Raw genomic sequence first — 22,467 nt, 5'->3', positions numbered from 1 at the left:
TGGTCAAAAGGCATTTAATTCCCCGACAAAAGCGGCCAGAACGCAAATTTCGTGCCAAATAAATGTCTTTTGACAACTTTTTTTCGTTTGCATCGCCACTGGCGAAAAAATAACTGCCTTTTAACCACTATCCCGTCCGCGCAGATATGAGCGCCTACGCACCATCCGATTAAAAGCTTGAGGTTGCCTCCGCCCCCGCGCATGATTTACAATACGGATAACTAAAGCGGATTGGAGTTGAAGATGAATGTGATTTTTCTTGCCTCTGCGAAGGAAGACGGCGATCGCTCGCCCGTATTCTTTGCCGTGCAAGAAAGTTACGTTCTTCTTCGCTCGATCGGCGGGCCCTGATCCATCTTTGGATCGGCGGATTTTTCCTGTACCTATTGGAGCTGCGAGAAGTAACTTTCTTGCGGCTCTTTTATTTTTTCCCAGGGAGGAATCCGCCATATGTCATTGATCCAAGTGAAAAACCTGACGTTCGCCTACGACGGCAGCTACGACAATATCTTCGAGGACGTGAGCTTCCAGATCGATACCGATTGGAAACTCGGCTTCACCGGCCGCAACGGCCGGGGCAAGACGACGTTCCTGAACCTGCTGCTCGGCAAATACGAATACCGCGGGCAAATCACGGCCTCCGTCGGCTTTGAATATTTTCCTTTTCCCGTCGCGAATCCCGAGGATCTGACTCTCTTCGTCATGGAAAACATCGTGCCGGAAGCCGCGGAATGGGAGATCAAGCGGGAGCTGTCGCTGCTCAAGATGTCCGAGGACGCGCTGTATCGCCCCTTCGAATCGCTGTCCAACGGGGAGCAGACGAAGGCGCTGCTGGCCGCGTTGTTTCTCAAGGAAAACAGCTTCCTGCTCATCGACGAGCCGACCAACCACCTCGACGTGCACGCCCGCAAGCTCGTCAGCGACTACCTGCGCACGAAACGCGGCTTCATCCTCGTATCCCACGACCGGGCGTTCCTGGATAACTGCATCGATCACGTGCTGTCCATCAACAGGGCCGATATCGACATCCAGAAGGGCAACTTCTCGGATTGGCAGGAGAACAAGCGGCGGGAGGACGAATTCGAGCTCGCGGAGAACGACAAGCTGAAAAAGGACATCAAGCGCCTGTCCGAAGCCGCCAAGCGCACGAGCGACTGGTCCGATGCCGTCGAGAAAACGAAAAACGGCACGCGTGTCGGCGGCCTGCGCCCGGACAAAGGGTACATCGGCCACAAGGCCGCCAAAATGATGAAGCGCTCCAAAGCTGCCGAGCACCGGCAGCAGGCCGCTATCGAAGAGCGGGAGGGGCTGCTGAAAAACGTCGAGAGCGTGGAAAGCCTGAAAATCCCGCAGCTGGCGTATCACCAGGAGAGACTCGTGGAGCTGGCCGGCGTATCGATTTTTTACGGAGACAAGACCGTCTGCGAAAATGTCGGGTTCGCCGTCGAGCGGGGAGAGCGCATCGCGCTGTCGGGACCGAACGGCTCCGGCAAGTCGAGCATCCTCAAGCTGATCTGCGGAGAGGATCTGACCTATACCGGCACGCTGCGGAAGGGAAGCCAGCTTAAGATCTCGTACGTGTCGCAGGACACCTCGCACCTCCGTGGCGGCTTGTCCGACTACGCCGCGGCGCACGGCATCGACGAAAGCCTGTTCAAGGCCATCCTGCGCAAGCTCGACTTCGCCCGGGTGCAGTTCGAGAAGGACATCGCGTCCTACAGCGGCGGCCAGAAAAAGAAGGTGCTGATCGCCAGAAGCCTGTGCGAAGGGGCGCATCTGTACGTCTGGGACGAACCGCTCAACTTCATCGACGTCCTGTCCCGCATGCAGATCGAGGACCTGCTGCTCGCGCACGCGCCGACGATTCTGTTCGTCGAGCACGACAGCGAGTTCTGCAGACGGATCGCGACGAAAGTCGTCGAGCTGTAAGACCGGAAATTGTGCAAAAATGCGGATTTTGTCGAAGGAATTCAGGCTCCGTGCATCGAAATTAAGGGGATTAGAATAGCTCGGCGAGGCTGAGCGACGGAGGGTCCCCATTGATCGTACGCACCAAGCTCGCGATCCCGCAACTACGAAGCGCTCCCGTTCCAAGGCCAAGGCTGATGCGAAAATTGAACGAGGGACTGAACGCCAAGCTGACGCTCGTGTCCGGCCAATCCGGCTATGGGAAGACGACGGCGCTGAGCCAATGGGCGCACGCGGCGAATCTTCCCGTGGCCTGGCTGTCGCTGGACCGGCAGGACAACGACTGGATCGCGTTCTGGAGCGGCGTGACGGCCGCCGTCGAGACCGTCGCGCCGGGCTTCGGCGCATCCTCGGTCATGCCGCTGGTAAAGGAAGGCCCGTCGTCCGCCGCGGCATCGGTCTCGGCGTCGACCCCCGCCTGGTCGTCGGAGCCCGCGATCAAGGCGCTGCTGAACGCGCTGCACGACCTGGCGGGAGAGCTCGCGATCGTGCTCGACGATTATCAATTCATCGAGCTCCCCGCCATCCACCGCTCCTGGGCCTACTTCGTCGAGCGCTTGCCGGATACGGTGCATCTCTACGTCGCGAGCCGCGTCGATCCGGCGATCCCGACGGCGAGACTGCTGGCCAGGCAAGAGCTGCACCGCGTCACGACCGACGATTTGAGGTTCGATGCGGACGAGGGACGCGTCTTCTTCGAACTTAAGGCGGGGCTGGCGCTTACGGGCGAGCAGACGTCCGCGCTCGTGCGCCAGACGGAAGGTTGGATCAGCGGACTGCAGCTTGCGGCCATCTCGCTCGGGCGCAGCCCGGACCCGGCCTCGTTCATCAGCCAGTTCAGCGGCCGGCAGCAGCACATCGCGGATTACTTGCTGGAGGAAGTGTTCCGGGATCTCGAGGCGCCGCTGCAAGCGTTTCTGCTCGAGACGTCCGTCCTGGCGCGCATGAATCCTCCGCTGTGCGAAGCCGTGACGGGCCGGACCGACTGCCGCGCGCTGCTCGCAAGGCTGGAGCAGCTCAACCTGTTCCTGATCCCGCTGGACGAGGAGCGGCAGTGGTACAGGTACCACCATCTGCTGTCCGACTTTTTGCGCGGCCAGTTCGCCGGCAGCGACCCCGGAGGATGGGCAAGCGCGCATGCGAGAGCTGCCCGGTGGCTGGAGGAACAAGGCAGCATCGAGGAAGCCGGCGAGCACTATCTGGAGGGACGGCAGTATGAGGACGCCGTGCGGCTGATCGAGCGGCATCTGCCCGGGCTCATCCAGAGCAGGGGCGCGACGCTGAGCCGCTGGGTGCTGCGGCTGCCGGAAGGCTGCCTCGAAGGGAAGCCGATGGCGGAAATGTTTTATCTGCTGCTGCTGACCGGCAGCGGGCAGAAGGAGCTTGCAGCGCGCAAGATCGGCGAAGCGCTGGCGCGCTACGAACGGCTGCAAGGCGCGATGGACGAGACCGCGTGGCGCTCGGTCATGGGCAATCTTTATTTTTTGAGCGGGGTCTCCTGTTATCTGCTGAAGGATCTGACGGGCGTATCCAGGTACTTCGAGCTCGCGGAGCGCCTCTTTCCCGAAGCGCGGCTGCTGCGATCCGTCTCGTTCAACAACAATCATGTGCTCGACGAGTTCGACGATCATATGGGCTATCTCAACGACTACCATGCCGCGAGCGAATTCATGGACAAGTGGCTTGGCGTCTGGGGCGAGAACCTCGCCCACCCGTTCGTCCTGTCGCTCAACGTTTCGCACAGCAGGCTGCTTTACGAATGGAACCGGCTCGATGAGGCGGAAGCTTGCGTACGGCGATTGCTGGGACGCAGCGATACGCCCCCCGTCGCCCGGACCCTCCTGCATCTCTACGGAAGCGCGTCGCGCATCATGCAGGCGCAGGGATATTCGGGGGAGGCGGCAGAGCTGCTCGTTCAGCTGCGAGCGCGCGTCGATTCGCCGGACTACGACCTGTACATGCGCAGAATCGAGGCGGAGGAAGCCTGCCTGCATGTACGGCAAGGCAACCGGCGTCGAGCGGCGCAGTGGCTGGCGCGCTGCGGAATGTCGCATGCGGACGAGGTGTCGATCGGCAGCGTGACGGAGCTGCTCGCGCTGGCCCGGGTGCTGGCCGCCTGCGGACGCGACGCGGAGGCGCTGGACTTGGCGGAGCGGCTGTACGCGCTGCTCTGCAGGGAGGACCGCCTGCGGGACCGGATCCAGGCGCTGATCGTGCAAGCCATCGCGCTGCACGGGCTCGAACGGACGGTCGAGGCGCTGGACAGGCTGGACACGGCGCTGCGTCTGGCGGAGCCGCAGGGGTTCGTCCGCAGCTTCGTCGACGAAGGCGAAGTGATGGCGGAGCTTCTCTCCGCCTATGTCGAGGCGGAGGCGCGCGGGGCCGCAGGCACCTTCGCCTATGCGCGAAAGCTGCTGCAGGCGCTGTCGGACGAGGCGGCGGGCAGGAATGCGGCGGTCGACGAGGCGGCGGAGCGTTCCGTGCCCGCCCTCCAACGGCTGCGGGTAAGCTGCTTTGGAAGATTCAAAGTATGCGGCCCGGACGGCCGGGAAGTCCGGTGGCGAACGTCCAAAGCGGAGGAGCTGCTGGCCTACCTGGTACATCACCGGGGAGAAGCGGTGGATCGGTACCGGATCATGGACGCGCTGTGGGACGACGACTCCGCCAAGACGTCCGCCAACCTGAACACGACGGTGCACCTCCTGCGCAAGACGCTTGGAACCGTCGGCATCGAAGGCGTCGTTCAGCACAACCGCGGCTTTTACCGCGTCGATGCCGACGTTCTGGATTGCGACTATCTGTCCTTCGAGGCTTGGATATCCGCCGGCACGGCTCCGACCGACGACAATATCGACCGCTGCTTGGCGGTCGCCAAGCTTTACGCGGGCCCTTATCTGTCGGACAACGGGTATCCTTGGTCCGATCCGGCCGGGAAGAGCCTTGAGAACGAGTTTGTAACCCTGCTGCTCCAGATCGGCGATTATTACATGGACGACGGAAATTATTCTGCCGCCATCGGCGCGATGAAAAGAGCGCTCAAGCAAGCGTCCTGGCGGGAAGACGTGCATGTGCGGCTTATCCGGGCGCATCTGGCCAACAAAGACCGGATCGCTGCCCTCAAGCAATACGATGCGCTCAAGCGGATGCTGCGCACCGAGTACCGGCTGGAGCCGGGAGATGAGGCCAAAGGACTGTTGAACCTCCGCTGATCGTCGACATTTAACGTCAAAAATACAAAAACGAAGCGTTTGTAAAATAACGGAAAATGCATGAATCCGAGGCGAAATCCCTTGCCGGACAGGGCTTTTGCTGATTCCCCCTCCTAACCGCATGTTATATTTTGTTCAGTCCAATTTGCTACTATAGGCGCAGTGTGAACGAGCTTGCAGAGGAGGCATATCCATTTACGATGAAAAAGAAAACGGTTGGCTTGTTTCTTGCTTTGTCCCTTTCTTTGCCTAGCGCGGCTGCGTTCGCGAAAACGTCCGCCGACTTCACCGACCTGAAGGATTTGGACGCAGCGACGAAGGCCAAGTTCGACGCGATGATCGCAGCCGGCATCTTCGATGGCGTGTCCGACACCACCTTCGGCCTGAAGGATGAGATGAACCGCGCCCAGTTCGCCAAGGTCGCTGCCCTGATCTACGGTTTGAAAGTCGACAAGGATCTGAAGACCTCCAGCTTCTCAGACGTAAAGGCGGACGATCAGGCCAACGGTTATGCGCTGCCGTACATCGAGGCGGTCAAAAAAGCCGGCATTACCGACGGCTACGGCTCAGGTATATTCGACCCTGCGGGAGAAGTCACGAAGGAACAGCTGGCGGCGTTTCTCATTAAGGGGTTGGGCCAAAAGGAAGAGGCGCAAAAAACGCCGGGCGTGAAAGACGATACCGTGTCGGACTGGGCCAAGGGTTACGTCGCCCTGGCGATAGAGAAGAAGCTCCTGGAAAATGGCGCAGACGGAAAGTTCGGCGGCAAATCGAACGCGACGCGCGATCTGCTCCTTACCGGTGCTTACGAGGCTAAAGAGCAGTATGTAGCGCCGGGATCTACACCGACGCCTACTCCAACGCCAACACCGACACCAACGCCGACTCCGACGCCGACGCCGGTCTATCAGCCGCCCGTGTCTACGCCTACTCCGACGCCGACACCAACGCCAACACCAACACCAACACCAACACCAACACCTACTTCGACGCCTACACCAACGCCGACACCTTCCGAGGAACCTACGTCGACGCCGGCTCCTGCGATCGAGAACGTTGATGCCGAAGCCGGCACGGTTGCTTACACGACTCGCATCATCTATACGCCTGGCGCAGGCCATGCGCTGCGAATCCAAACGCAGCCCGGCGCCTTCTTGGTTCCGAACGTAGGCGATGACGCGAGCGGCATCAGCGAGGCCTACCAATCCGGCTCCAATATCGCGAATGTCGAAGACGGCTATCATATCGGGCTTTACGAAGTGAATGCGGAAACCGGCGCGGTGATTCGGTTTAGCGATATTACAATTGATGAGCAACAGATTGGGCAGTTGCCTTACGTGCTACACCATCCCGCCAATTTCTATGAACTGGAACCAGGCTCCGCCCCGGGAACGGTAATGCTGTCGGCGTTGAATCCACCTCCTGATGAAAGAGCCACAGAGTGGCGGATCATTACCGGCGAAAACTTTATTGATGTGCCTGCTACCGGAGCGATCTTTAACGGCGAAGTATATGTAGCTGGAAATGATATCCCGATGAGCGGTACCAGCATCGTCGTTGCACTGGCCGCTACGGACGCTCAAGGTCATGTCTATGGCTTCGCGCATCTCGCATACGCAGAGACGACCGATTCGCTTGCTTCATTAGAGATGTTGTATGCCGGACAAAGCCGCAATATCATTAACATTCAATTCAACGATGAATTGGCCTCCGAGACACTTCAGGAGACCGATATCAGTCAATTAGTCGAATCGATCGTCATTAACCCGGACAAGCCTAATGCCGTCACGTTGGACTTAAGCGCCAGCGGCTTCGAGTGGATAACCGACCCTTCGGGTCCTTTCGATCCTTCAGGTCCTTTCGATCCTTCGGGTCCCTCCGGTCCTTCTGATCCATTCGGCTCTCCCGAGTTCCCAACGGGATTCCCTTCGCCGTACCTGTTCCCCAGGGCTCAGATAACCATCCCGGCCACGAACTTGGCCGCAGGAGATCTGGTACGCGTGACGTTCAAGAACGGCGCGGTAAAGAACGTCTCCGGTAAATATCAATTAAGCTGTGAGACCACGGTCGTAGCCGTCATTGACTAAAACCGCAACAGAAAACCGTCAGGGAATCCTCATCCACCTGACGGTTTTTCATTTCCCCTGCCCTGTCCGATTTTAAAACAGCTTCTTTCGATCATTCTTGTCTATCCCCCAACGGCTCCGAAGTCGCGACTGCGATCGTCCTGAATGTGCCGTGGTGAACGGCGCGATCGCCCGGTCGGCTCGACCTGCATGCGCAATAAAAGTGATAGACGGGCGGAGCGCCTGGCCGAGCCGAGCCGGAGCCCTTGAATGGCGACGTACGCCCCGCCAAGACGGGCAGCAGTCGCGACTTCGCGTCCCGCTCCGTCAGTCCGCCCTATACTTCTCCTTCAATATACCCGCCCCGATACCCCCGACGACCATCAGGATCAAGGAGGAGAAGTTCCAGAAGAAGCGCCCGCCGACCAGCTCCAGGTCCAGGGACGCGAGCTTGTTCAACGCCACGACGCCGAGCTTGATCGCGAGCAGGACGATGCCGATCAGAAACAGCACGTCGAATACGGCCTTGAGCCGCGGATAAGCCAGTCGCTTGCTATCTTTGATCACTTTTCGCGTCAACTCCTCGTCGCTTCGCAGCAGCTCGTCGATCGTCAATTCGAATAGATCGCTCACCTTGATAATGATCTCGATGCTCGGATAATTCTGTCCGTTCTCCCATTTTGATACCGCTTGCCGGCTGACATACAGCTTGTCGGCCAGTTCCTCCTGCGACCAGCCCTTCCGATTCCGTTCCGTTTTCAGCTTCTCCCCGAACACCATTTAGCAGCTATCCTTTCCGCGGCGGGTATGCCCCCATTATCGAGCCCGATCCGGCCGCAAGTAAAGAACCTTCTCGTTGCGACGCGCCGCAACGCCAGGTTGCGCGGTCATTTTACGCAAAAATACAGAGCTCGCGAGGGTCGCTGCATCCCTGCTGCTCTGTATCCTAGCTTGATATAGCCATCCGCGCGAAATGGCCCGCTTGCCATGCCAGCCATTAGGTCTCCCCGGTTTTTCGCACAAACGCCAGCACTTCGTCCACCCGCTGATCAACGCGGTGCGCCTTCGACGACACGCCTCTGAACAAATCCCCCATCGTCCGCAGACGCTCCGGCACCGTCGCGATCGTGAAGTCCGCCGGCTCGAAGCCCTTGGCGACTTCCGCCCAGGTCACCGGCGTCGACACGGTCGCCTTCGGCGTTCCTCGCACCGAATAGACGGCCGCCATCGTCCGCCCCCGCCACAGCTGCAAATAGTCGAAATACAGCTTGTCCCCCCGCTTCTCCACGACGCGCTCGAGCGTGATCCGCCCCGGCAGCTGCTCCTGCATGTATCTGGCGACGAACGCGTTGATGAGCCGGGTATCCTCGAACGTATATTTAGGCTCGATCGGCACATATACCTGCAGCCCCGTCGCGCCGGATGTCTTGGGAAAGCTCGCGAGCGACAGCCCGTCCAGCGTTTCCTTCAGCTTCAGCGCGACCTCGCGCACTGCTTCAAAGGGCATGCCCGCCGCCGGGTCCAGGTCGAAGACGAGCTCGGTCGGCACATCCTTGCGATCGTACCGGTCGAACGGCACGTGGAGCTCAATCGCGCCGCGGTTCGCCAGCCAGACCAGCGTCGCGGCATCGTTCAGCAAAATCCGCTCCTTGCCGCCGTACGCGACCCGCGGCAGCCAGTCTGGCGCCTCGCCGTGCACCGATCGTTCCTCGACCCGCTTCCCGCCGATCCCGTCAGGATAACGCCATACCATGAGCATGCGATCCCGCGTATACGGCAGCATATACGGCGCGACCTCGATCAGATAGCGGATCAGGTCCAGCTTGGAGATGCCGGCCTCGGGCCAGACGATGCGGTCCGGATGCGAGATCTCCAGCTCTTTTCCTTCGATCGCGTAGCGTTGCTTGTCCATCGGGGAAAACTCCTTTTTGGCCCAGCTGGTCATTAATTTGCGCGGGGCGGCCCGGAATATGTAAAAAGAGAAGCCAAGTAACGGGGCGGCGCGCTTAGCGTTACTTACCATGATCGGAGTACCGCCAAACTGCGCATCAAAAAAAGCCGCAGGCTGTGCGGCTTCTTGGGTTTATCTGTGTATGTCGGCAAGGCAAGGGGGAATTAGATCGAATCGGCACGCGGAAGGCTGAGATCCTCGTCGGCCGGCTTCCCGAGCCCGGCAGTGGCGGCGGAAGAACGTTTGAAGTGGGCGACATTGGCAGGGCGGCGTTGATGAATGATGTCGCGCCAGTGGAAGTCCCCCCGCTCCAGCGAATGAACGAGCAGCTCTGCAGTCGCCATGTTCGTCGCGACGGGAATGCCGTATACGTCACATAGCCGAAGCAATGCGGTGATGTCCGGTTCGTGAGGCTGCGCGACGAGCGGATCGCGGAAGAAGACCAGCAGATCCAGCTCGTTCTGCGATACCATGGCCCCGATCTGTTGATCGCCGCCCAGCGGTCCCGACTTGAAGGTCATGATGTCCAGGTCCGTATTTTCCATAATAAGTCGTCCCGTCGTGCCCGTAGCGAACAGCGTATGGGGCTTGAACAACGACTGGTAAGCGATCGTGAACGCGATCATTTCTTCCTTCTTGTGATCATGCGCGACAAAAGCAACGTTCATTCGAATCACCTCGATGATGTATGTGTATGTTATATAATATTACATAATACTATCATTATTCCGAGGATTCGACAACTAAATATTCTGATAGTTTTATAATGCGTAATATAATATAACACAAAAAAAGATGGAGCCCGGCAGCTCCACCTGTATCCTCGATATTTTTCGAATGCTATCCCGCAAACATGCAGCATCCAGGACGGGGTTTACGCTGTACCGGACTAGTAAGGCCGGCTGCGCTCGAGCTCCGCTTTGGCTTCGGCCAGAAACAAATCGGCTTGAAGCTGGCCAGGGGCATCCTTTGAATCGCCGTCGGACAGCGCTTGTTCGGCAGCGATCACGGAAGCGGCGCGGCGGCTTCTCGCCTTATACTGCTCGATGACCGCTTTTGCGGTTTGAATTTTGCCGGACAGCGCATCCCGCTTCTCCAACAATTCCTCCGCAAACACCTGGTTGCGCCTGGCGTCCTCCTGCAGCTGTTCAAATAGCAGCGTCCGGTCGTGGACCTCCTCCAGCCACCGGCGCGCCAGCTCGGCGTTCGACGCCCGGGCGGCTTCTTCCGCTTTGTCGCGTTTCTTCTTTATTTCCGCCTGCACGGCGTTCATTTTCTCGGCAATGACCAGGCCCTCCGACTGCGCGCGCTTCGTCGTGACAGACAACTCGCGCAACGCTTCGGAGCTTGCTTCAATGTAGGCGTTTAATATCCGCCCCGGATCTTCCTCGGATGGACGCTTCGCTCCGAACCATCGGCGCAAATGTCGAGTCAGTCCCAAGTGCGGGTCGCCTCCTTCCTTACCTTCATTCATCCTCGCAATATTTGCGGTCGGCGCCCGAATTGAACGAAGCGGCCGTTATAAAGTTGCTGGGGGCGCCGTCGTCTCCGTACTCCAATACGAACACATGCCCTCGCGGAATGGTCCTTCCCAACACTTGCACGGAAGCGGTCGAGTTGCGAACGCGGTAGACAGACGGAAAGGGGCAGCAATACCAATAACCGTTTTCTTCGATCAGATTCCGCTCGAGCAGCTCTTCAACGGTGATCTCGTACTCTCGCTCCACTTCCGTGATGAGACAGGCCGACCAATGCTCTTGAAGGTCCTCGACGGCCTGCCTCCACTCCCCCGCCCTTTGAATTTCTCTTTTGGCGGTGCTCGAAGTCACTTTCCAAATATCGTCGGAGTCCAGCTTGCACAGGCGTCGCAGCCTAGCGGACCGATCTCCCGAGGCCGGGAGCAAGTCGAGCTGGATGACTTCGGGCGCTTTGAGCCCTTGCGCAACGAGCAAGTAATCGGAGAGCGCCAGCCAGTACTGCTTCTCGGCATCCTCATGCGTCTCCTCGGACACCCGCCGGCCGCTCGATATGCTCCCGACGATCGCGTCTCCCGCTTGCTTGCGCGTTCGAGCCGCTTCATACGAGAGGATCACCGACTTGAAGCGGTCTCCCTGGGACCGAGCTGCGTCGACCGCCGCTTTTGTCATCTCATCCATCCGTTCGGCAGCGCGGCGAAGGCCGGTCAGATGCGCAACCGGGCATGGACTCGGGCCTTCCAGCTGCGGGCCCAACCGAATCGGAAGCTCGATGCGGGCTGCCCGCTCGAAGGCAGCCTCCTGTCGGGCCGCGATCATCAGATCGGGTATTTTGCCGTACCATACATCCGCCTGGTCGTGGGTGATGACGGGGACCGGCTTCGCCTGCCCTCCGAAGCCGGATAGCGCATCGCCTAGAAGCGCATCGGCCATCGTCTGCAGGGAGCGTGCCGCCTGCATGTATGCGAGAGCGCGGCCGCGATCGCAGTCGGCCATCTCCACGTGCAGATCGTACACCTGCTCGCCCAGCCTTCTATAGCTTTCCAGATGTTCGATCGGACACACCTTTTCGCCTGTCATGCTTTCCCGAATCCAACTGAACAGTCCCATCCGCACGACCTCCAACCTCGTATTGTTTTCATCATAATACAAATGCTTACGCAACAAGGATAAAAAAGTCGGGAAAATAAAATTTTTCCTGTCAAATTCCTTTGAAACACCCATTAAAGAATTATCAGCAAAGCTTCAGAAATCGCAAAACATGCAGCACTCATTCGAATCTGTCTTCTCATTGGAAAATGGGTTCCATTTAATTTGTGCTATGGTAGTTAAACCTTATTATGTGGCGAGGAGGAACATCCAGAATATGCAATGGTCCAGATTAAAATCGGTCTTCATCATCGCACTGAGCGCTGTCATCGGCACAACGGCTGCCCTTTCCGCCGGCGCCTCGAACGCCGAGGCCGCGACTGCCGCATCCAAAGCGGTCATCGCCTCCGGAAAAAAATACTTGGGCGTGCCCTATCGCTTCGGCGCCCCGGCCAACATCACCTACGCTTTCGATTGCTCCTCCTTCACTCAATACATATTTAAATTGAAGGGCGTCAAGCTTCCCCGCACCTCGATCACGCAAGCCACAAGGGGCAAGAAGGTAGCGAAAGGCTATCTCAGCACCGGCGATCTGATCTTTTACAACACGAGCGGCAAAGGGATCAGCCATGTCGGCATCTATGCGGGCAACGGAAAAATGCTGCACAGCTCAAGCAAGGGCGTCGCCCTCTCCAGCATCAATACGTCATATTGGAAATCCAAATACGTGACCGCACGAAGAATTCTTTAGGCGGATACTGCAGCAAGAGGACATGGCCGTCCTCTTGTTTTTGGCATTTTCTGAGAATTTCTGCCGCTGACGCTGTTTAATAATACTATGATTTGTAGTATATTAACGGTATACATGATCGATTGCTCATATTTTTGTTTGAAATGATTGACACTCTCCTTTATTCGGCATATCATATGAGCATATACTCATATGTTAGCGATGAGAATGGAGTTGCATTGAGATGACGTTGGAGCTTCGGGTGAACGGACTGTCCTGTCCAAATTGTACGAATGAGCTCGAACAAGAGATCAAGCGGCTGGAGCACGGACAAACGGCGAAGCTGAGCTATAACTCCGGAAAACTGACAGTAGATGAGAAGATCAACCTTGAACAGGTGAAACGGATTTTAAAATCGGACGGCGCTTCTCTGGCGCTCCCTCCGAAGCACGCGCATCGCGATCAAGGGCAGCATGCGAAAAAGGGGCATGACGGACACGATCACAGTCATGACGATGGACACGATCATGGACACGATCACGATCATGACCTTAACCACGATCACGACCACGGACACGATCATGGCGCCGGACATGGACACGGTCATGACCATGACCACGGAGCCGGCGGCACCAAACGAATCGTCTGGCTGCTTGGCATCTCGACCGCCCTGTACATCAGCGCCATGTCGACCCAAGACTTGCTGCCGTCCGCCGTCTCCATCGCGCTTTATATCGTCGCTTCGCTCCTTAGCGGGTACTCCACCTTCTGGCGCGGCTTAAAAAATCTCGCGAAGCTCAAGTTCAACATCGATACGCTTATGACGATTGCCCTCATCGGCGCGGCAGCGATCGGGGACTGGAAGGAAGCGACGCTCGTCGCCATCTTGTTCGGGCTCAACGAGCTGCTCGAGGGCATGGGCATGGAGAAAGCGCGCAAGTCGATGGAGACTTTGCTTCAGGTAGCTCCCAAAGAAGCCGTGAAGCTGGAAAACGGCCTCGAGACCGTGGTCCCCATCGCCAGCCTGGCGGTCGGCGATATCGTCATCGTCAGGCCCGGCGAGAAGATCCCTTCCGACGGCACGGTCGCCAGCGGCAAGAGCTCCGTGAATGAAGCCGCGATAACCGGCGAATCGCTCCCGGTGGAGAAAGCGAACGGACAGCCGGTTTTCGGCGGGAGCATCAACAACGAAGGCGTCCTTCAGGTGCGTATCGACAAAGCCTATCAGGATTCCTCGCTGGCCAAAATTTTGCATCTGGTCCAGGAAGCGCAGGAGACCAAGACGCCTACGGAATTGTTCATCAACAAGTTTTCGAAGTATTATACGCCGCTCATCATTGTCGTTGCTCTTCTGGTGCTGCTCGTTCCGCCCCTGCTGTTCGGAGGCGATTGGCAGAAGTGGCTCTATCAAGGCCTGGCGGTGCTGATCGTCGGCTGCCCATGCGCGCTGATCCTGTCCTCTCCCATTGCGATCGTATCGGGCATTACCCGCAATGCGCGCAACGGGATTCTGGTCAAGGGCGGCGTGTTCCTCGAACAGCTGGGCAAGCTGGACACGCTCGCCTTCGACAAGACTGGCACGCTGACCAAGGGCGAACCGCATGTCGAAAAGACCGTCGTATACGACAAAGAGAAGTTTTTTGTCGTCGCAGGCGCGATCGAAAAAGCCTCTATTCACCCGCTGGCCAAAGCGGTGATGAAGGAAATCGACCGGCTCGGCATCGCGGCCGGAGAGGCCGACGACATCCAGACGGTGTCCGGCCAAGGGATCACAGCCAGCTATGAAGGACGCAAATACTGGCTGGGCAACGAGAAGAGCATCTCCCATCTGTCCTTCACGGAAGAGGTGCGCGCTGCCGTTCAAAGCCTGAAGGAAGACGGCTTGACGCTCGTTCTGCTCGCGGATGAGCGAAGCGTGCTCGGGATGTTCGGCATTGCCGACGAGATTCGCGAGGAGAGCGCGGGCGTGATCCGGGAGCTTCACCGCAGCGGCATCCGCCGCACCGTGATGCTGACCGGCGACCACCAGAAGACGGCGGAAAAGGTGGCGAAGGCGGTCGGCGTCAGCGAATACCACGGCGGCCTGCTCCCGGAGGACAAAGTCGCGAAGGTGAAGGAATTGGCCGCGACAGGCACGGTCGGCATGATCGGAGACGGCATCAACGACGCACCTGCGCTGGCCTCCGCCCAGCTCGGCATTGCGATGGGTAAAGGAACGGACAGCGCCATTGAGACTGCCGATATCGTCCTGATGCAGGACCATCTCGGCAAGCTGCCGGCCGCAGTCCGGATCGCGCGCAGGGTGAACCGGATCATCCGGTTCAATATTAGCGTGGCGCTCGGACTGAAGCTGATCGCCTTGCTGCTCACCATCCCCGGATGGCTGACGCTGTGGATCGCGATCCTGTCCGACATGGGCGCTACGATCTTCGTCACCCTGGTCAGCTTGACGATCCTCATTGAGAAACGCTCATAGCGCTAAGGAGCCCTGGCATGCGATCGCAGCGCCAGGGCTTTTGATTTGCGCTTATCGGATAGAGATCAGGATCATGAACGTAAGGAGGACGACGATCGCCGATAGAACGACGGAGCGCTTGGTCGCCATCGGAATACGAAGCTGCGAATCCGGCTCGATCAGCTGGCGCAAGCGGTAATTAATCGCCTCGTTGGCGAAGGGGACCCCGGCTTTGGGTACGCCGGGATTGGCTCTTTTTACGAAGTCCAGCAGCACCTTTCCCAATGTCCATTCAGTTCCCATGCGACAGATCACGAATCGGTCGGCCAGCAGCTCCAGCCAGATGCCATAATAATGGACGAGCTGCTTCACGACTGGCAGGAAAGCCAGCATGCTCGACACGAGACGCAGCAAAAACAGCTGAAGGGGATGACGGAATTGGCAATGAAAATACTCGTGCAAAATGATCGCTTCCAATTCGCTCGCCTGGAAGCGCGCGATCAACGCGTCCGATAAAACGATCCGGGGAGACCACCCGCCGAAGGCGACTGCAACGTCGGAATGATGCGAGATGACTTGAATGCGGATGGTTCCCAAGTCGAACCGTTCATTAAGCCGCTTTTCTAATGCCGGGACCGAGTGCCTGCGGATGTAATTCGACCACCGCCGCTTGTCGCGGGTGTAGCGGATCGACTCGGCCAGCAGGGCCCATACCATATAAGCAAGGAGCGCATTCAAGACGATCTCGGAGAGATGATGGTTGACGAATACGTCCGTTAAGACGGCGATCAGGAAACGTACGACATCGGGACTCGCGGGCAGGTCCGCCATCTGATGGACGAGGAGATAGCCCAACTGGGCCAGCATCCACAGGCCGAGCGCGCCGATGACGATCAGCACGAGCTTAGGCGTTCGCGGCAGCTTTATCGCCGACGGATTCATGGCTTCTTCTTCAACTCGCTCAGCTTCTCCTCCAGCCGCGCGATGAGCTCGGGGTCCGCCTTGTCCAGGTTATCGACGAGATGGCTGACCATTAAAGATCCGAAGTCTTCCACCAACCCGTCGGTTACGGACTTCGTTTGTTCCCTTATAAATTGCTCCCGCGTCTGGACAGGCGTAAAAAACGTCAGTCGATTGCGCCCTCCTCCGCTCGATTCCTTGTGAAGGAGCCCTTTATCGGCGAGCCGCACCATGACCGTCAAGACCGTCGTGAGAGAGATCGGATCCGCCCGATTCAGCATCTCGTGCGCTTGTTTGATCGTCAGCCGTCCTTTTTCCCAGAGCAAGCTCATGATCTTGGCTTCCAAGGAACCCAGGAAGCGAAGCAATCCTTCTTCGTTCAAGTGCAAGGTTTTGACTTTTATGATCCATCACCTCGGCCTGATTTTTCTCACGTCGGCGGTCGACTGAAGTGCGTGAATGCGGGAATAGCACAATTCTACGCTATTTTGCGTCCCGAGCGAGTGGGCGGCGGTCGACTGAAGTGCGTGCATGCGTGAATAGCACAATTCTACGCTATTTTGCGTCCCGAGCGAGTGGGCGGCGATCGACTGAAGTGCGTGCATGCGGGAATAGCGCAATTTTGCGCTATCTTTGCGTCTGGAGCGAGTGGGCTGCGGTTGACTGAAGTGCATGCATGCGGGAATAGCGCAATTTTGCGCTATCTTTGCGTCTGGAGCCATTTTAAAGGAACTTCTCCGTCGTGATCCTTCTGGCCGTTACATAGCGCTTGGCATAATAGGCTTCGGACAGCTTGCTGATCGTAACGCCTTTATTGCTCGAGGAATGAGCGAACGCTCCTTCTCCGACGTAGATTCCGGCGTGAGAAATCCCCGCTCCGCTCGTATTGAAGAAAACGAGATCGCCCGGGAGCAGCTCGTCCTGATCGACTTGCGTCCCGGCCAGCGCCTGCGCGCTGGACGTGCGCGGCAGCTCCAATTGGAATTGGTCAAAAATATAACGGATAAATCCGGAGCAATCGAATCCGCTTGTCGTCGTCCCGCCCCATTTGTAAGGCGTGCCGATGACCTCGTCAATCGCTTGAGCGAGTTCAGGCTTCTCGGAGGCATAAGAGGTATTGTCGGTACCCGCAAAAAGGATGGCGGCGCCAAGCAACAGTAAACCGGCTTTCTTTTTCAAACTTGCTTCTCCCTTCACACTGCGAGGCTAGCTATAGGCTCGTGGGCAAGCCGAAACTCGACAGATTTTTATATTACGTTGTGTAGTATAATTCTTCAAATGAACGCACACTCCTCTCGCAGAAACATTAAAAAGCCCTCATTTTAGCTTAGGGCTTCGCGTGAATTTCCTTAAACGGGCGGCATGGGCGTATCCGTAGGTTTGCCGAAGCCCGTTTTATACGTCTCGTCGATAAAGGTCCGGATCTCTTTATTCGAAGCGCCCTTTTGCTTCATCTGGGCGGACTGGACGGCGATCTGCAAGCATACCCCGCAGCGTGTTCCGTGATCGGTCCAGATAACCGAGCCGTCGTCATTCGTTTGCTGAATAAAGCAATTGTAGTGGCTCCTGTGACCGGCACTTTCACCGCAGCCGCAATAACATGGGATCCATTCAAGAATATCCTTTGCTGCCGCCGCGATTCGGTACACGGTACGAACTTCGTCCGGCTGACCCGACAAGAAAGCAGGCTGCAATTCTGACGACGAAGTGGTCTCCAGCAAATCGGTGTCCGTATGCTCGTGCGCGTGAGAATTTTCTTTCTTCGAAGCGCAGGCGCTGGCGAACAATACGATGACCAATAGCAAAACAAAAGACTTACACCCGTGTTTCAAACGCTCACCTCGTATTCCGTCTTTTACAAATGGCCATACTACGCGCTAACGACCCGCAGAAAGGGACAGGGAGCATGAAGCTAGACCCGGTTATCCCCTTTGAACCTATACTAACAGACAAAACGCCGCAAGGGGACCATTGGATATCGCAGATCAAATGGGACGGCGTTCGAATGCTCGCCTATTACGACGGCACGGACACGCGCTTGATCAACCGCCGCCTGAACGACCGAACGCGGCAATATCCCGAATTTTTATCGCCTGCTCAATATTGCTCAGCCTCGTCTTTCATTTTAGACGGAGAACTCATCGCATTCGATGAAAAGAAACCGTCCTTCCATGAAATCATGAAGCGCGATCGTCTTCGAAAACAGCAAAACATCGCGTCCGCGGTAGCTGAAGTGCCCGTGACGTACATGGTTTTCGATCTTTTATATCTAAACGACAGCTGGGTGACTTCGGACAGTCTAAGGCAAAGACAGGCCTTGTTAAACCAAATCATCAAGCCCAACGATAAGGTTCAGCTCGTCAAAAACTTTCCCGGCGGCGATGCTTTGTTCGATCTTATGAAGGCGCACGGCATGGAGGGCATCGTCACTAAAAACCTGGACAGCAGCTATGCGATCGACGGCAAGGATGCGCGATGGCAAAAGCGAAAGTTAAACCAAGATTTATATGCCGCCATCGGCGGCGTGACGTATCGAGGGGACACGGTCAATGGGCTTTTGCTGGGGGTGTATGCGCAAGATTCGTTGATCTACATCGGTCATTCCGGAACAGGAAGGCTGACCGGCGCCCAGTGGAAGGAACTCACGCAAAAAGTCGAACCTTTCATCGTCCCGCGCTCTCCTTTTGCGAATGTCCCGGAACGGCACGAAGAGGCGACTTGGGTTCAACCGCGCTTCGTCGTCAAAGTTCAATTTCTGGAGTGGACGCCGGGGAGAACGATGCGCCATTCGAGCATCCAGAGCATGATGGAGAGTATGGTCCCGACCGAATGTACGATCGATCAGGTGACGATATGAAAATATGCCATGAACGAGCTTGTTAAACTACAGGATGCCGATGCTCGAATGAATATCGCTCGATCTCGGTCAGAATCTGATCCTGCAGACTCGAAAGCATGTCCTTCAAATTCAGCAGATCCTGCTCCGACAGCTGCTGGCTGGCAAGCCGGTTCACCTGGTCGGGGATCGGCTGCAGCTCCCGGATCAACGATCGGCCCTCTTCCGTCAAGTAAATCAAGAAGGATCGCCGGTCGTTCGGATTGGGATGTCTGTGCAGCGCTCCGCGCTCCTCCAGACTGTCGATGATCCGCGTGATGGTCGTCTTGTCCTTATCCGCCATATAGGACAGATCCTTCTGGGAGATCCCGTCTTTCTCCTGCAGATGCTTCAGCACGTTCCACTGCTCCGGCGTAATGTCGTAAGCCTTCAGGTGCAGGGACATCAAATACTGAAACGTACGGTTGACACGATAGAAGATAACGGCCAGCTGCTCGGACGGATGCTTATTTTCCATAAAGGTTCCTCGGTTCCTGGTTCGTGTCAGCTGCGGCGATCGCACGCGCCTACAGCTATTATAAGCATCCGGTTGCAGATTTGAAATGCTGCGGGACAGCGTTTATCGATGGGATCGGGGCACGGCACCGTGCGGTTACGCATACTCCTTTTTCCGCTTCACGTATTGGAAGTAGCTGTAGAGGGCCATGACGATGGCGAGTCCGAAAATCCAGGCCGGCAGGAAGCGAAGCATCGCGAACGGAGTCTCGAATAGAAAGGCGCGCCAGAACATCGCTCCTTCCATCTCCCACAGGCCCTCGGTTAAGTAGCTCGCTTTAATGTCGAACAGGGCCGCAAAAATATTGCCGTTAAACAGGATGAAAGTGTAGATGAAAAAGAGACTAGCGGTCGTCAGCGCGTAATGCGTCAGACGCTGATAGAACGCGACCTGCGAGCCGGCGTCGGAGAAAATCTCGTCGCGTCCGTCGGCGGGCTTTTGCCAGTATTGGACGCTGCCCCAGCGGCTGCCCTTCAGGTGTGTCCATCCAAAGTCCGCGTAGGTGCCCTTATATTCCTCGTATTTCTCCGCGCTCATCTGACGCTGATAGTCGAGCCGGATGACCATCGGGCGCTCGGAGCGCTCGAATACGTACCCGCCGAGCGAACCGACCCTGCGGCAAGCGTAGCCTTCGGCCAGCCGGTCGTTCAGCCACTTCTCCTCTTTGAGCAGGTTGATGAACCATTTGCGCTTTTTCATGTTAATCCCTCGTTTCGTAGAGTGCCAGCAAGTGCGCCAGCCTTCTCCGCTCAATGGCCAGGACGCGTTCTCCGTCCGCCGTGATCCGGTAAACCTTCCTCCGTCCCGTCTCGCCCGGCACCGGCGCGATCCAGCCATGCTTGCTCAGGTTCTCGATAGCGCCGTACAACGTGCCGGCCGCCAGGATAACCGTCCCTTCGCTCATCTGCTCGACGGTCTGCATGATCGCGTATCCGTGGAGCGGCTGCTTGAGCGCCAGCAAAATATAATGCATCGTTTCCGACAACGGCAGCAGCGGATGCTTCATGCGACGCCCCTTTCTATATACAGTCTAACTGTACAGTTGAACTTAATACGATTATATACAGTTCAACTATACATTTCAACTGAATAGTTAAATAAAAGGCCTTCATGAACAAAAAAAGCCGGTCAGCCCTTAGAGCCGACCGACGGCCACCAGTACGGCGAGCGCCAGAAACACGACGTTAATGCCGATCTCCCGGTATTCGCTGCGGAAGATATGGAAGAGCGCGCCGAACAGAACGACGGCGGCCAGCGAGATCGCGGCAATCGGCGTCAAGACCGGCGCGATCCCCGTCGCCTCGGGCAGGATCAAACCCGCCGCGCCGAGCAGCTCCAGGACGCCGACCGAGACGACGAAGCCTTTTGGCACCTCCTTGACCCAGCCCCATGCGGCCGCTCCCTTTTCATACTGGACTGCCTTCATCCACCCCGCGTATAGAACCCCCACCGCAAGCAATCCCTGCACGATCCATAATGCGATATTCATCGTTCGATTCCCCTCTTCCCCAGTGTCGTCAACCCTCATCCATAGCCTATAATAGAAGGTAGAACGACGCGCCGGAAGAAGGCACTTCAACCATACAAGGTATAGAAAAGAAAACCTTAGACCACGACTGGGGGCCGGGGCATGACGGCTTATTGCAAATTCGAGACGACGCTCGAGATTCTCATCGGCAAGTGGAAGCCCGTGATCCTGCTGCGCCTGCTCGCGAGCGGCACGATGCGGTTCAGCGAGCTGCAAAGGTCGATTCCCGACATCACCAAAAAGATGCTCTCGCAGCAGCTGAAGGAGCTCGAATATCACGATATCGTTCACAGAGAGGTGTATCCGTCGATTCCGCCCAAGGTGGAGTATTCCATCTCGGAATACGGGCAGCGCTTAACGCCGATCCTGCAGGCCATGAACGACTGGGGCGTCGGGCATCTTGCGCATTTGACCGAGCTGTACGGGGAGGAACGCTCTGCGGAGTGAGCCTCGCCCGTTAGTCCCGATCGTCGCGGCCCGCGTCGTTCGGCAGCGGATCGGCAGCGGACTTGAACAGATCCTTGCGCCAAAATTCGACGACGGTATGGTCCGCCAGTTCCATGGATGCCCACGAATTTTTGTATCTCAGCCCGTACCCGTCCATCATGTCGATCGCGCTTTGAACGTCCGTGTTCCCTACCCGCAGCTCCATCGACACCACTTGGCCCATCATCTTCAACAGCCGTTCCAGCTCAGCGCTCATCCGCCGATCAGTCCTCCGATCATGCTTTCCCTTTTTGACAGGGTTTCATGATCCCCTATTTTGTGGTAAATCATTCCCCGTAATCAATCACTTCACTGCGGAAGGACGGATATTGATGAACAACGGCGCTTGGGCAAAAATGAAGAAGCTCGCTACCGACGCTCGCATGAAAGTCGTGTACGGCGGCATCGCGATGGCCTACCTTTTCCCGATCATCTACGGCAGCGACTGGCCTGAAGTCGGCTGGTGCTGAGCGAAGGCAGCGTTCTAACGACGACTGGCCGAATCTCCCTATGGAGGTTCGGCTTTTTAGCGTTCTATAGAGACTCGGGCGGTCTCGTTCGCTCCACCAGCTTGCGCGCTTCGTGGCGGTCGAGCACCTGCAGCTTGCTTAGAATCGTGGACACATGGTTCGCGACCGTCTTGGCGCTGATGAACAGCCGCTCAGCGATCCGGGCGTTCGTGTCGCCGCTCGCGATCCGCGCCAGAATCTCCGCCTCGCGGCGCGTCAAGCCGGAGAAGGTGTCGCTGGCCGCCAGCCGCCGCCAGTCCGTATCGCCGTCGGTGGCGTAACCATTGGCCCTGCGACTGGAGCCACTGGAGCCATCGGTCCCGTCGGTCGCGCCGCCCCCGTCGCCAGAGCCGACGGCGTTCCCCGTGTGCGCCGCGAAGTACTGCATCATCCGCTCCGCGATGCCCTTGCCGAAAACCGCGCGGCCGCTGCCCACCATACGAATGGACTGCAGCAGCTCTTCTTCGTCCGCGTCCTTGAGGACGTAGCCCTTGGCGCCCGCCCGCATCGCGGTGAACACAGACTGGTCGTCGCTGTGCATGGACAGGATGAGCACCTCGGTCTGCGGATGCCGCTCCCTTATATGCCGCGTCGCCTCGTTCCCGTTCAGGCCGTGCATGCGGGTGTTCATCAGGTCGGGGTCCGGCAG

General features: G+C 57.6%; 22 protein-coding genes and 1 pseudogene. 8 read left to right on the top strand and 15 right to left on the bottom strand.

Features of this window, described 5'->3' with window-relative positions:
- Window positions 1-450: 450 nt before the first annotated feature.
- The 3 genes from KVT38_RS18175 (at window position 451) to KVT38_RS18165 (ending at window position 7,264) form a co-directional block, all read left to right on the top strand.
- On the top strand, window positions 451-1,929 hold the full coding sequence (locus KVT38_RS18175; RefSeq protein WP_217595164.1) for an Lsa family ABC-F type ribosomal protection protein: 1,479 nt from the start codon (window positions 451-453) through the stop codon (window positions 1,927-1,929).
- 176 nt (window positions 1,930-2,105) lie between these two features.
- On the top strand, window positions 2,106-5,177 hold the full coding sequence (locus tag KVT38_RS18170) for an AfsR/SARP family transcriptional regulator (RefSeq protein ID WP_217595163.1): 3,072 nt from the start codon (window positions 2,106-2,108) through the stop codon (window positions 5,175-5,177).
- A gap of 200 nt (window positions 5,178-5,377) precedes the next feature.
- The gene (locus KVT38_RS18165) at window positions 5,378-7,264 is read left to right on the top strand and encodes an S-layer homology domain-containing protein (RefSeq protein ID WP_217595162.1); all 1,887 of its coding nucleotides are present in this window, start codon (window positions 5,378-5,380) and stop codon (window positions 7,262-7,264) included.
- Between the two features lie 306 nt (window positions 7,265-7,570).
- On the opposite strand, the gene KVT38_RS18160 is transcribed toward KVT38_RS18165, so the two are convergent.
- The 5 genes and pseudogenes from KVT38_RS18160 to KVT38_RS18140 all read right to left on the bottom strand — a co-directional run bounded on the left by KVT38_RS18160 (window position 7,571) and on the right by KVT38_RS18140 (window position 11,779).
- Window positions 7,571-8,023: a helix-turn-helix domain-containing protein gene (locus KVT38_RS18160; protein WP_217595161.1), complete on the bottom strand. Its 453-nt coding sequence runs from the start codon at window positions 8,021-8,023 to the stop codon at window positions 7,571-7,573.
- Window positions 8,024-8,240: 217 nt separating this feature from the next.
- Entirely contained in the window at window positions 8,241-9,155 is a 915-nt protein-coding gene (ligD, locus tag KVT38_RS18155; protein ID WP_217595160.1) for a non-homologous end-joining DNA ligase, read from the bottom strand.
- A 302-nt stretch (window positions 9,156-9,457) separates the two neighbouring features.
- Window positions 9,458-9,862: pseudogene (gene mgsA / locus KVT38_RS18150) on the bottom strand (methylglyoxal synthase); the annotation flags it as partial.
- A 221-nt stretch (window positions 9,863-10,083) separates the two neighbouring features.
- A complete protein-coding gene (locus KVT38_RS18145) occupies window positions 10,084-10,635 on the bottom strand; it encodes a PspA/IM30 family protein (RefSeq protein WP_217595158.1) in 552 nt (183 codons plus the stop codon).
- A 25-nt stretch (window positions 10,636-10,660) separates the two neighbouring features.
- Window positions 10,661-11,779: a hypothetical protein gene (locus KVT38_RS18140; protein ID WP_217595157.1), complete on the bottom strand. Its 1,119-nt coding sequence runs from the start codon at window positions 11,777-11,779 to the stop codon at window positions 10,661-10,663.
- Window positions 11,780-12,035: 256 nt separating this feature from the next.
- On the opposite strand from KVT38_RS18140, the gene KVT38_RS18135 reads away from it, so the two are divergent.
- Complete coding sequence (locus KVT38_RS18135; protein WP_217595156.1) at window positions 12,036-12,509, top strand: C40 family peptidase; 474 nt, start codon at window positions 12,036-12,038, stop codon at window positions 12,507-12,509.
- Between the two features lie 223 nt (window positions 12,510-12,732).
- Complete coding sequence (locus tag KVT38_RS18130) at window positions 12,733-14,964, top strand: heavy metal translocating P-type ATPase (protein WP_217595155.1); 2,232 nt, start codon at window positions 12,733-12,735, stop codon at window positions 14,962-14,964.
- Window positions 14,965-15,015: 51 nt separating this feature from the next.
- Here KVT38_RS18130 and KVT38_RS18125 read toward each other — a convergent pair whose 3' ends face one another.
- The 4 genes from KVT38_RS18125 to KVT38_RS18110 form a co-directional block, all read right to left on the bottom strand.
- Window positions 15,016-15,885 carry a M56 family metallopeptidase gene (locus KVT38_RS18125; RefSeq protein ID WP_217595154.1) on the bottom strand — a complete coding sequence of 290 codons (870 nt, stop codon included), beginning with the start codon at window positions 15,883-15,885 and terminating at the stop codon, window positions 15,016-15,018.
- Entirely contained in the window at window positions 15,882-16,250 is a 369-nt protein-coding gene (locus KVT38_RS18120) for a BlaI/MecI/CopY family transcriptional regulator (RefSeq protein ID WP_306795333.1), read from the bottom strand. The genes KVT38_RS18125 and KVT38_RS18120 overlap by 4 nt, the downstream gene beginning before the upstream one ends.
- A gap of 376 nt (window positions 16,251-16,626) precedes the next feature.
- Window positions 16,627-17,082 (bottom strand): C40 family peptidase, encoded by a 456-nt coding sequence (locus KVT38_RS18115; RefSeq protein WP_217595153.1) that lies wholly within the window; start codon window positions 17,080-17,082, stop codon window positions 16,627-16,629.
- A gap of 170 nt (window positions 17,083-17,252) precedes the next feature.
- Complete coding sequence (locus KVT38_RS18110; protein ID WP_217595152.1) at window positions 17,253-17,735, bottom strand: PCYCGC domain-containing protein; 483 nt, start codon at window positions 17,733-17,735, stop codon at window positions 17,253-17,255.
- Between the two features lie 74 nt (window positions 17,736-17,809).
- Here KVT38_RS18110 and KVT38_RS18105 point away from each other — a divergent pair, with 74 nt between their 5' ends.
- Entirely contained in the window at window positions 17,810-18,760 is a 951-nt protein-coding gene (locus KVT38_RS18105; RefSeq protein WP_217595151.1) for an ATP-dependent DNA ligase, read from the top strand.
- A gap of 22 nt (window positions 18,761-18,782) precedes the next feature.
- Here the strand turns inward: KVT38_RS18105 and KVT38_RS18100 are convergent, their stop codons facing one another.
- The 4 genes from KVT38_RS18100 to KVT38_RS18085 form a co-directional block, all read right to left on the bottom strand.
- Window positions 18,783-19,256, bottom strand: a complete 474-nt coding sequence (locus KVT38_RS18100; RefSeq protein WP_217595150.1) for a MarR family winged helix-turn-helix transcriptional regulator — start codon at window positions 19,254-19,256, stop codon at window positions 18,783-18,785.
- A 135-nt stretch (window positions 19,257-19,391) separates the two neighbouring features.
- The gene (locus KVT38_RS18095) at window positions 19,392-19,994 is read right to left on the bottom strand and encodes a DUF2812 domain-containing protein (RefSeq protein ID WP_217595149.1); all 603 of its coding nucleotides are present in this window, start codon (window positions 19,992-19,994) and stop codon (window positions 19,392-19,394) included.
- A gap of 1 nt (window position 19,995) precedes the next feature.
- Window positions 19,996-20,301, bottom strand: coding sequence for a PadR family transcriptional regulator (locus KVT38_RS18090; RefSeq protein ID WP_217595148.1), 306 nt, complete (start codon window positions 20,299-20,301; stop codon window positions 19,996-19,998).
- A gap of 129 nt (window positions 20,302-20,430) precedes the next feature.
- Window positions 20,431-20,784 carry a DoxX family protein gene (locus tag KVT38_RS18085; protein WP_217595147.1) on the bottom strand — a complete coding sequence of 118 codons (354 nt, stop codon included), beginning with the start codon at window positions 20,782-20,784 and terminating at the stop codon, window positions 20,431-20,433.
- Window positions 20,785-20,925: 141 nt separating this feature from the next.
- On the opposite strand from KVT38_RS18085, the gene KVT38_RS18080 reads away from it, so the two are divergent.
- Window positions 20,926-21,270 (top strand): winged helix-turn-helix transcriptional regulator, encoded by a 345-nt coding sequence (locus KVT38_RS18080; RefSeq protein WP_217595146.1) that lies wholly within the window; start codon window positions 20,926-20,928, stop codon window positions 21,268-21,270.
- A gap of 10 nt (window positions 21,271-21,280) precedes the next feature.
- Here KVT38_RS18080 and KVT38_RS18075 read toward each other — a convergent pair whose 3' ends face one another.
- A complete protein-coding gene (locus KVT38_RS18075; RefSeq protein WP_217595145.1) occupies window positions 21,281-21,526 on the bottom strand; it encodes a hypothetical protein in 246 nt (81 codons plus the stop codon).
- Between the two features lie 115 nt (window positions 21,527-21,641).
- Here KVT38_RS18075 and KVT38_RS18070 point away from each other — a divergent pair, with 115 nt between their 5' ends.
- The gene (locus KVT38_RS18070; RefSeq protein ID WP_217595144.1) at window positions 21,642-21,779 is read left to right on the top strand and encodes a hypothetical protein; all 138 of its coding nucleotides are present in this window, start codon (window positions 21,642-21,644) and stop codon (window positions 21,777-21,779) included.
- Window positions 21,780-21,843: 64 nt separating this feature from the next.
- Here KVT38_RS18070 and KVT38_RS18065 read toward each other — a convergent pair.
- On the bottom strand, window positions 21,844-22,467 hold a 624-nt coding region (locus KVT38_RS18065), incomplete at its 5' end, for a LuxR C-terminal-related transcriptional regulator (protein WP_217595143.1).

Source organism: Cohnella sp. GbtcB17 (genome assembly GCF_019091135.1).
Classification (GTDB): domain Bacteria; phylum Bacillota; class Bacilli; order Paenibacillales; family Paenibacillaceae; genus Cohnella.
The sequence above is the reverse complement of the archived record's forward strand: the minus strand, read 5'-3'. Positions and strand labels throughout refer to the sequence as shown.

Bases quoted from the DNA above. Each gene is read 5' to 3' on its own strand.
- KVT38_RS18100 (WP_217595150.1), bottom strand. From the start codon at position 19,256: ATGGAAAATAAGCATCCGTCCGAGCAGCTGGCCGTTATCTTCTATCGT.
- KVT38_RS18080 (WP_217595146.1), top strand. From the start codon at position 20,926: ATGACGGCTTATTGCAAATTCGAGACGACGCTCGAGATTCTCATCGGC.
- KVT38_RS18130 (WP_217595155.1), top strand. From the start codon at position 12,733: ATGACGTTGGAGCTTCGGGTGAACGGACTGTCCTGTCCAAATTGTACG.
- KVT38_RS18085 (WP_217595147.1), bottom strand. From the start codon at position 20,784: ATGAATATCGCATTATGGATCGTGCAGGGATTGCTTGCGGTGGGGGTT.
- KVT38_RS18135 (WP_217595156.1), top strand. From the start codon at position 12,036: ATGCAATGGTCCAGATTAAAATCGGTCTTCATCATCGCACTGAGCGCT.
- KVT38_RS18165 (WP_217595162.1), top strand. From the start codon at position 5,378: ATGAAAAAGAAAACGGTTGGCTTGTTTCTTGCTTTGTCCCTTTCTTTG.
- KVT38_RS18095 (WP_217595149.1), bottom strand. From the start codon at position 19,994: ATGAAAAAGCGCAAATGGTTCATCAACCTGCTCAAAGAGGAGAAGTGG.
- KVT38_RS18090 (WP_217595148.1), bottom strand. From the start codon at position 20,301: ATGAAGCATCCGCTGCTGCCGTTGTCGGAAACGATGCATTATATTTTG.
- KVT38_RS18125 (WP_217595154.1), bottom strand. From the start codon at position 15,885: ATGAATCCGTCGGCGATAAAGCTGCCGCGAACGCCTAAGCTCGTGCTG.
- KVT38_RS18105 (WP_217595151.1), top strand. From the start codon at position 17,810: ATGAAGCTAGACCCGGTTATCCCCTTTGAACCTATACTAACAGACAAA.
- KVT38_RS18070 (WP_217595144.1), top strand. From the start codon at position 21,642: ATGAACAACGGCGCTTGGGCAAAAATGAAGAAGCTCGCTACCGACGCT.
- KVT38_RS18160 (WP_217595161.1), bottom strand. From the start codon at position 8,023: ATGGTGTTCGGGGAGAAGCTGAAAACGGAACGGAATCGGAAGGGCTGG.
- KVT38_RS18170 (WP_217595163.1), top strand. From the start codon at position 2,106: ATGCGAAAATTGAACGAGGGACTGAACGCCAAGCTGACGCTCGTGTCC.
- KVT38_RS18175 (WP_217595164.1), top strand. From the start codon at position 451: ATGTCATTGATCCAAGTGAAAAACCTGACGTTCGCCTACGACGGCAGC.
- KVT38_RS18075 (WP_217595145.1), bottom strand. From the start codon at position 21,526: ATGAGCGCTGAGCTGGAACGGCTGTTGAAGATGATGGGCCAAGTGGTG.
- ligD (WP_217595160.1), bottom strand. From the start codon at position 9,155: ATGGACAAGCAACGCTACGCGATCGAAGGAAAAGAGCTGGAGATCTCG.
- KVT38_RS18140 (WP_217595157.1), bottom strand. From the start codon at position 11,779: ATGGGACTGTTCAGTTGGATTCGGGAAAGCATGACAGGCGAAAAGGTG.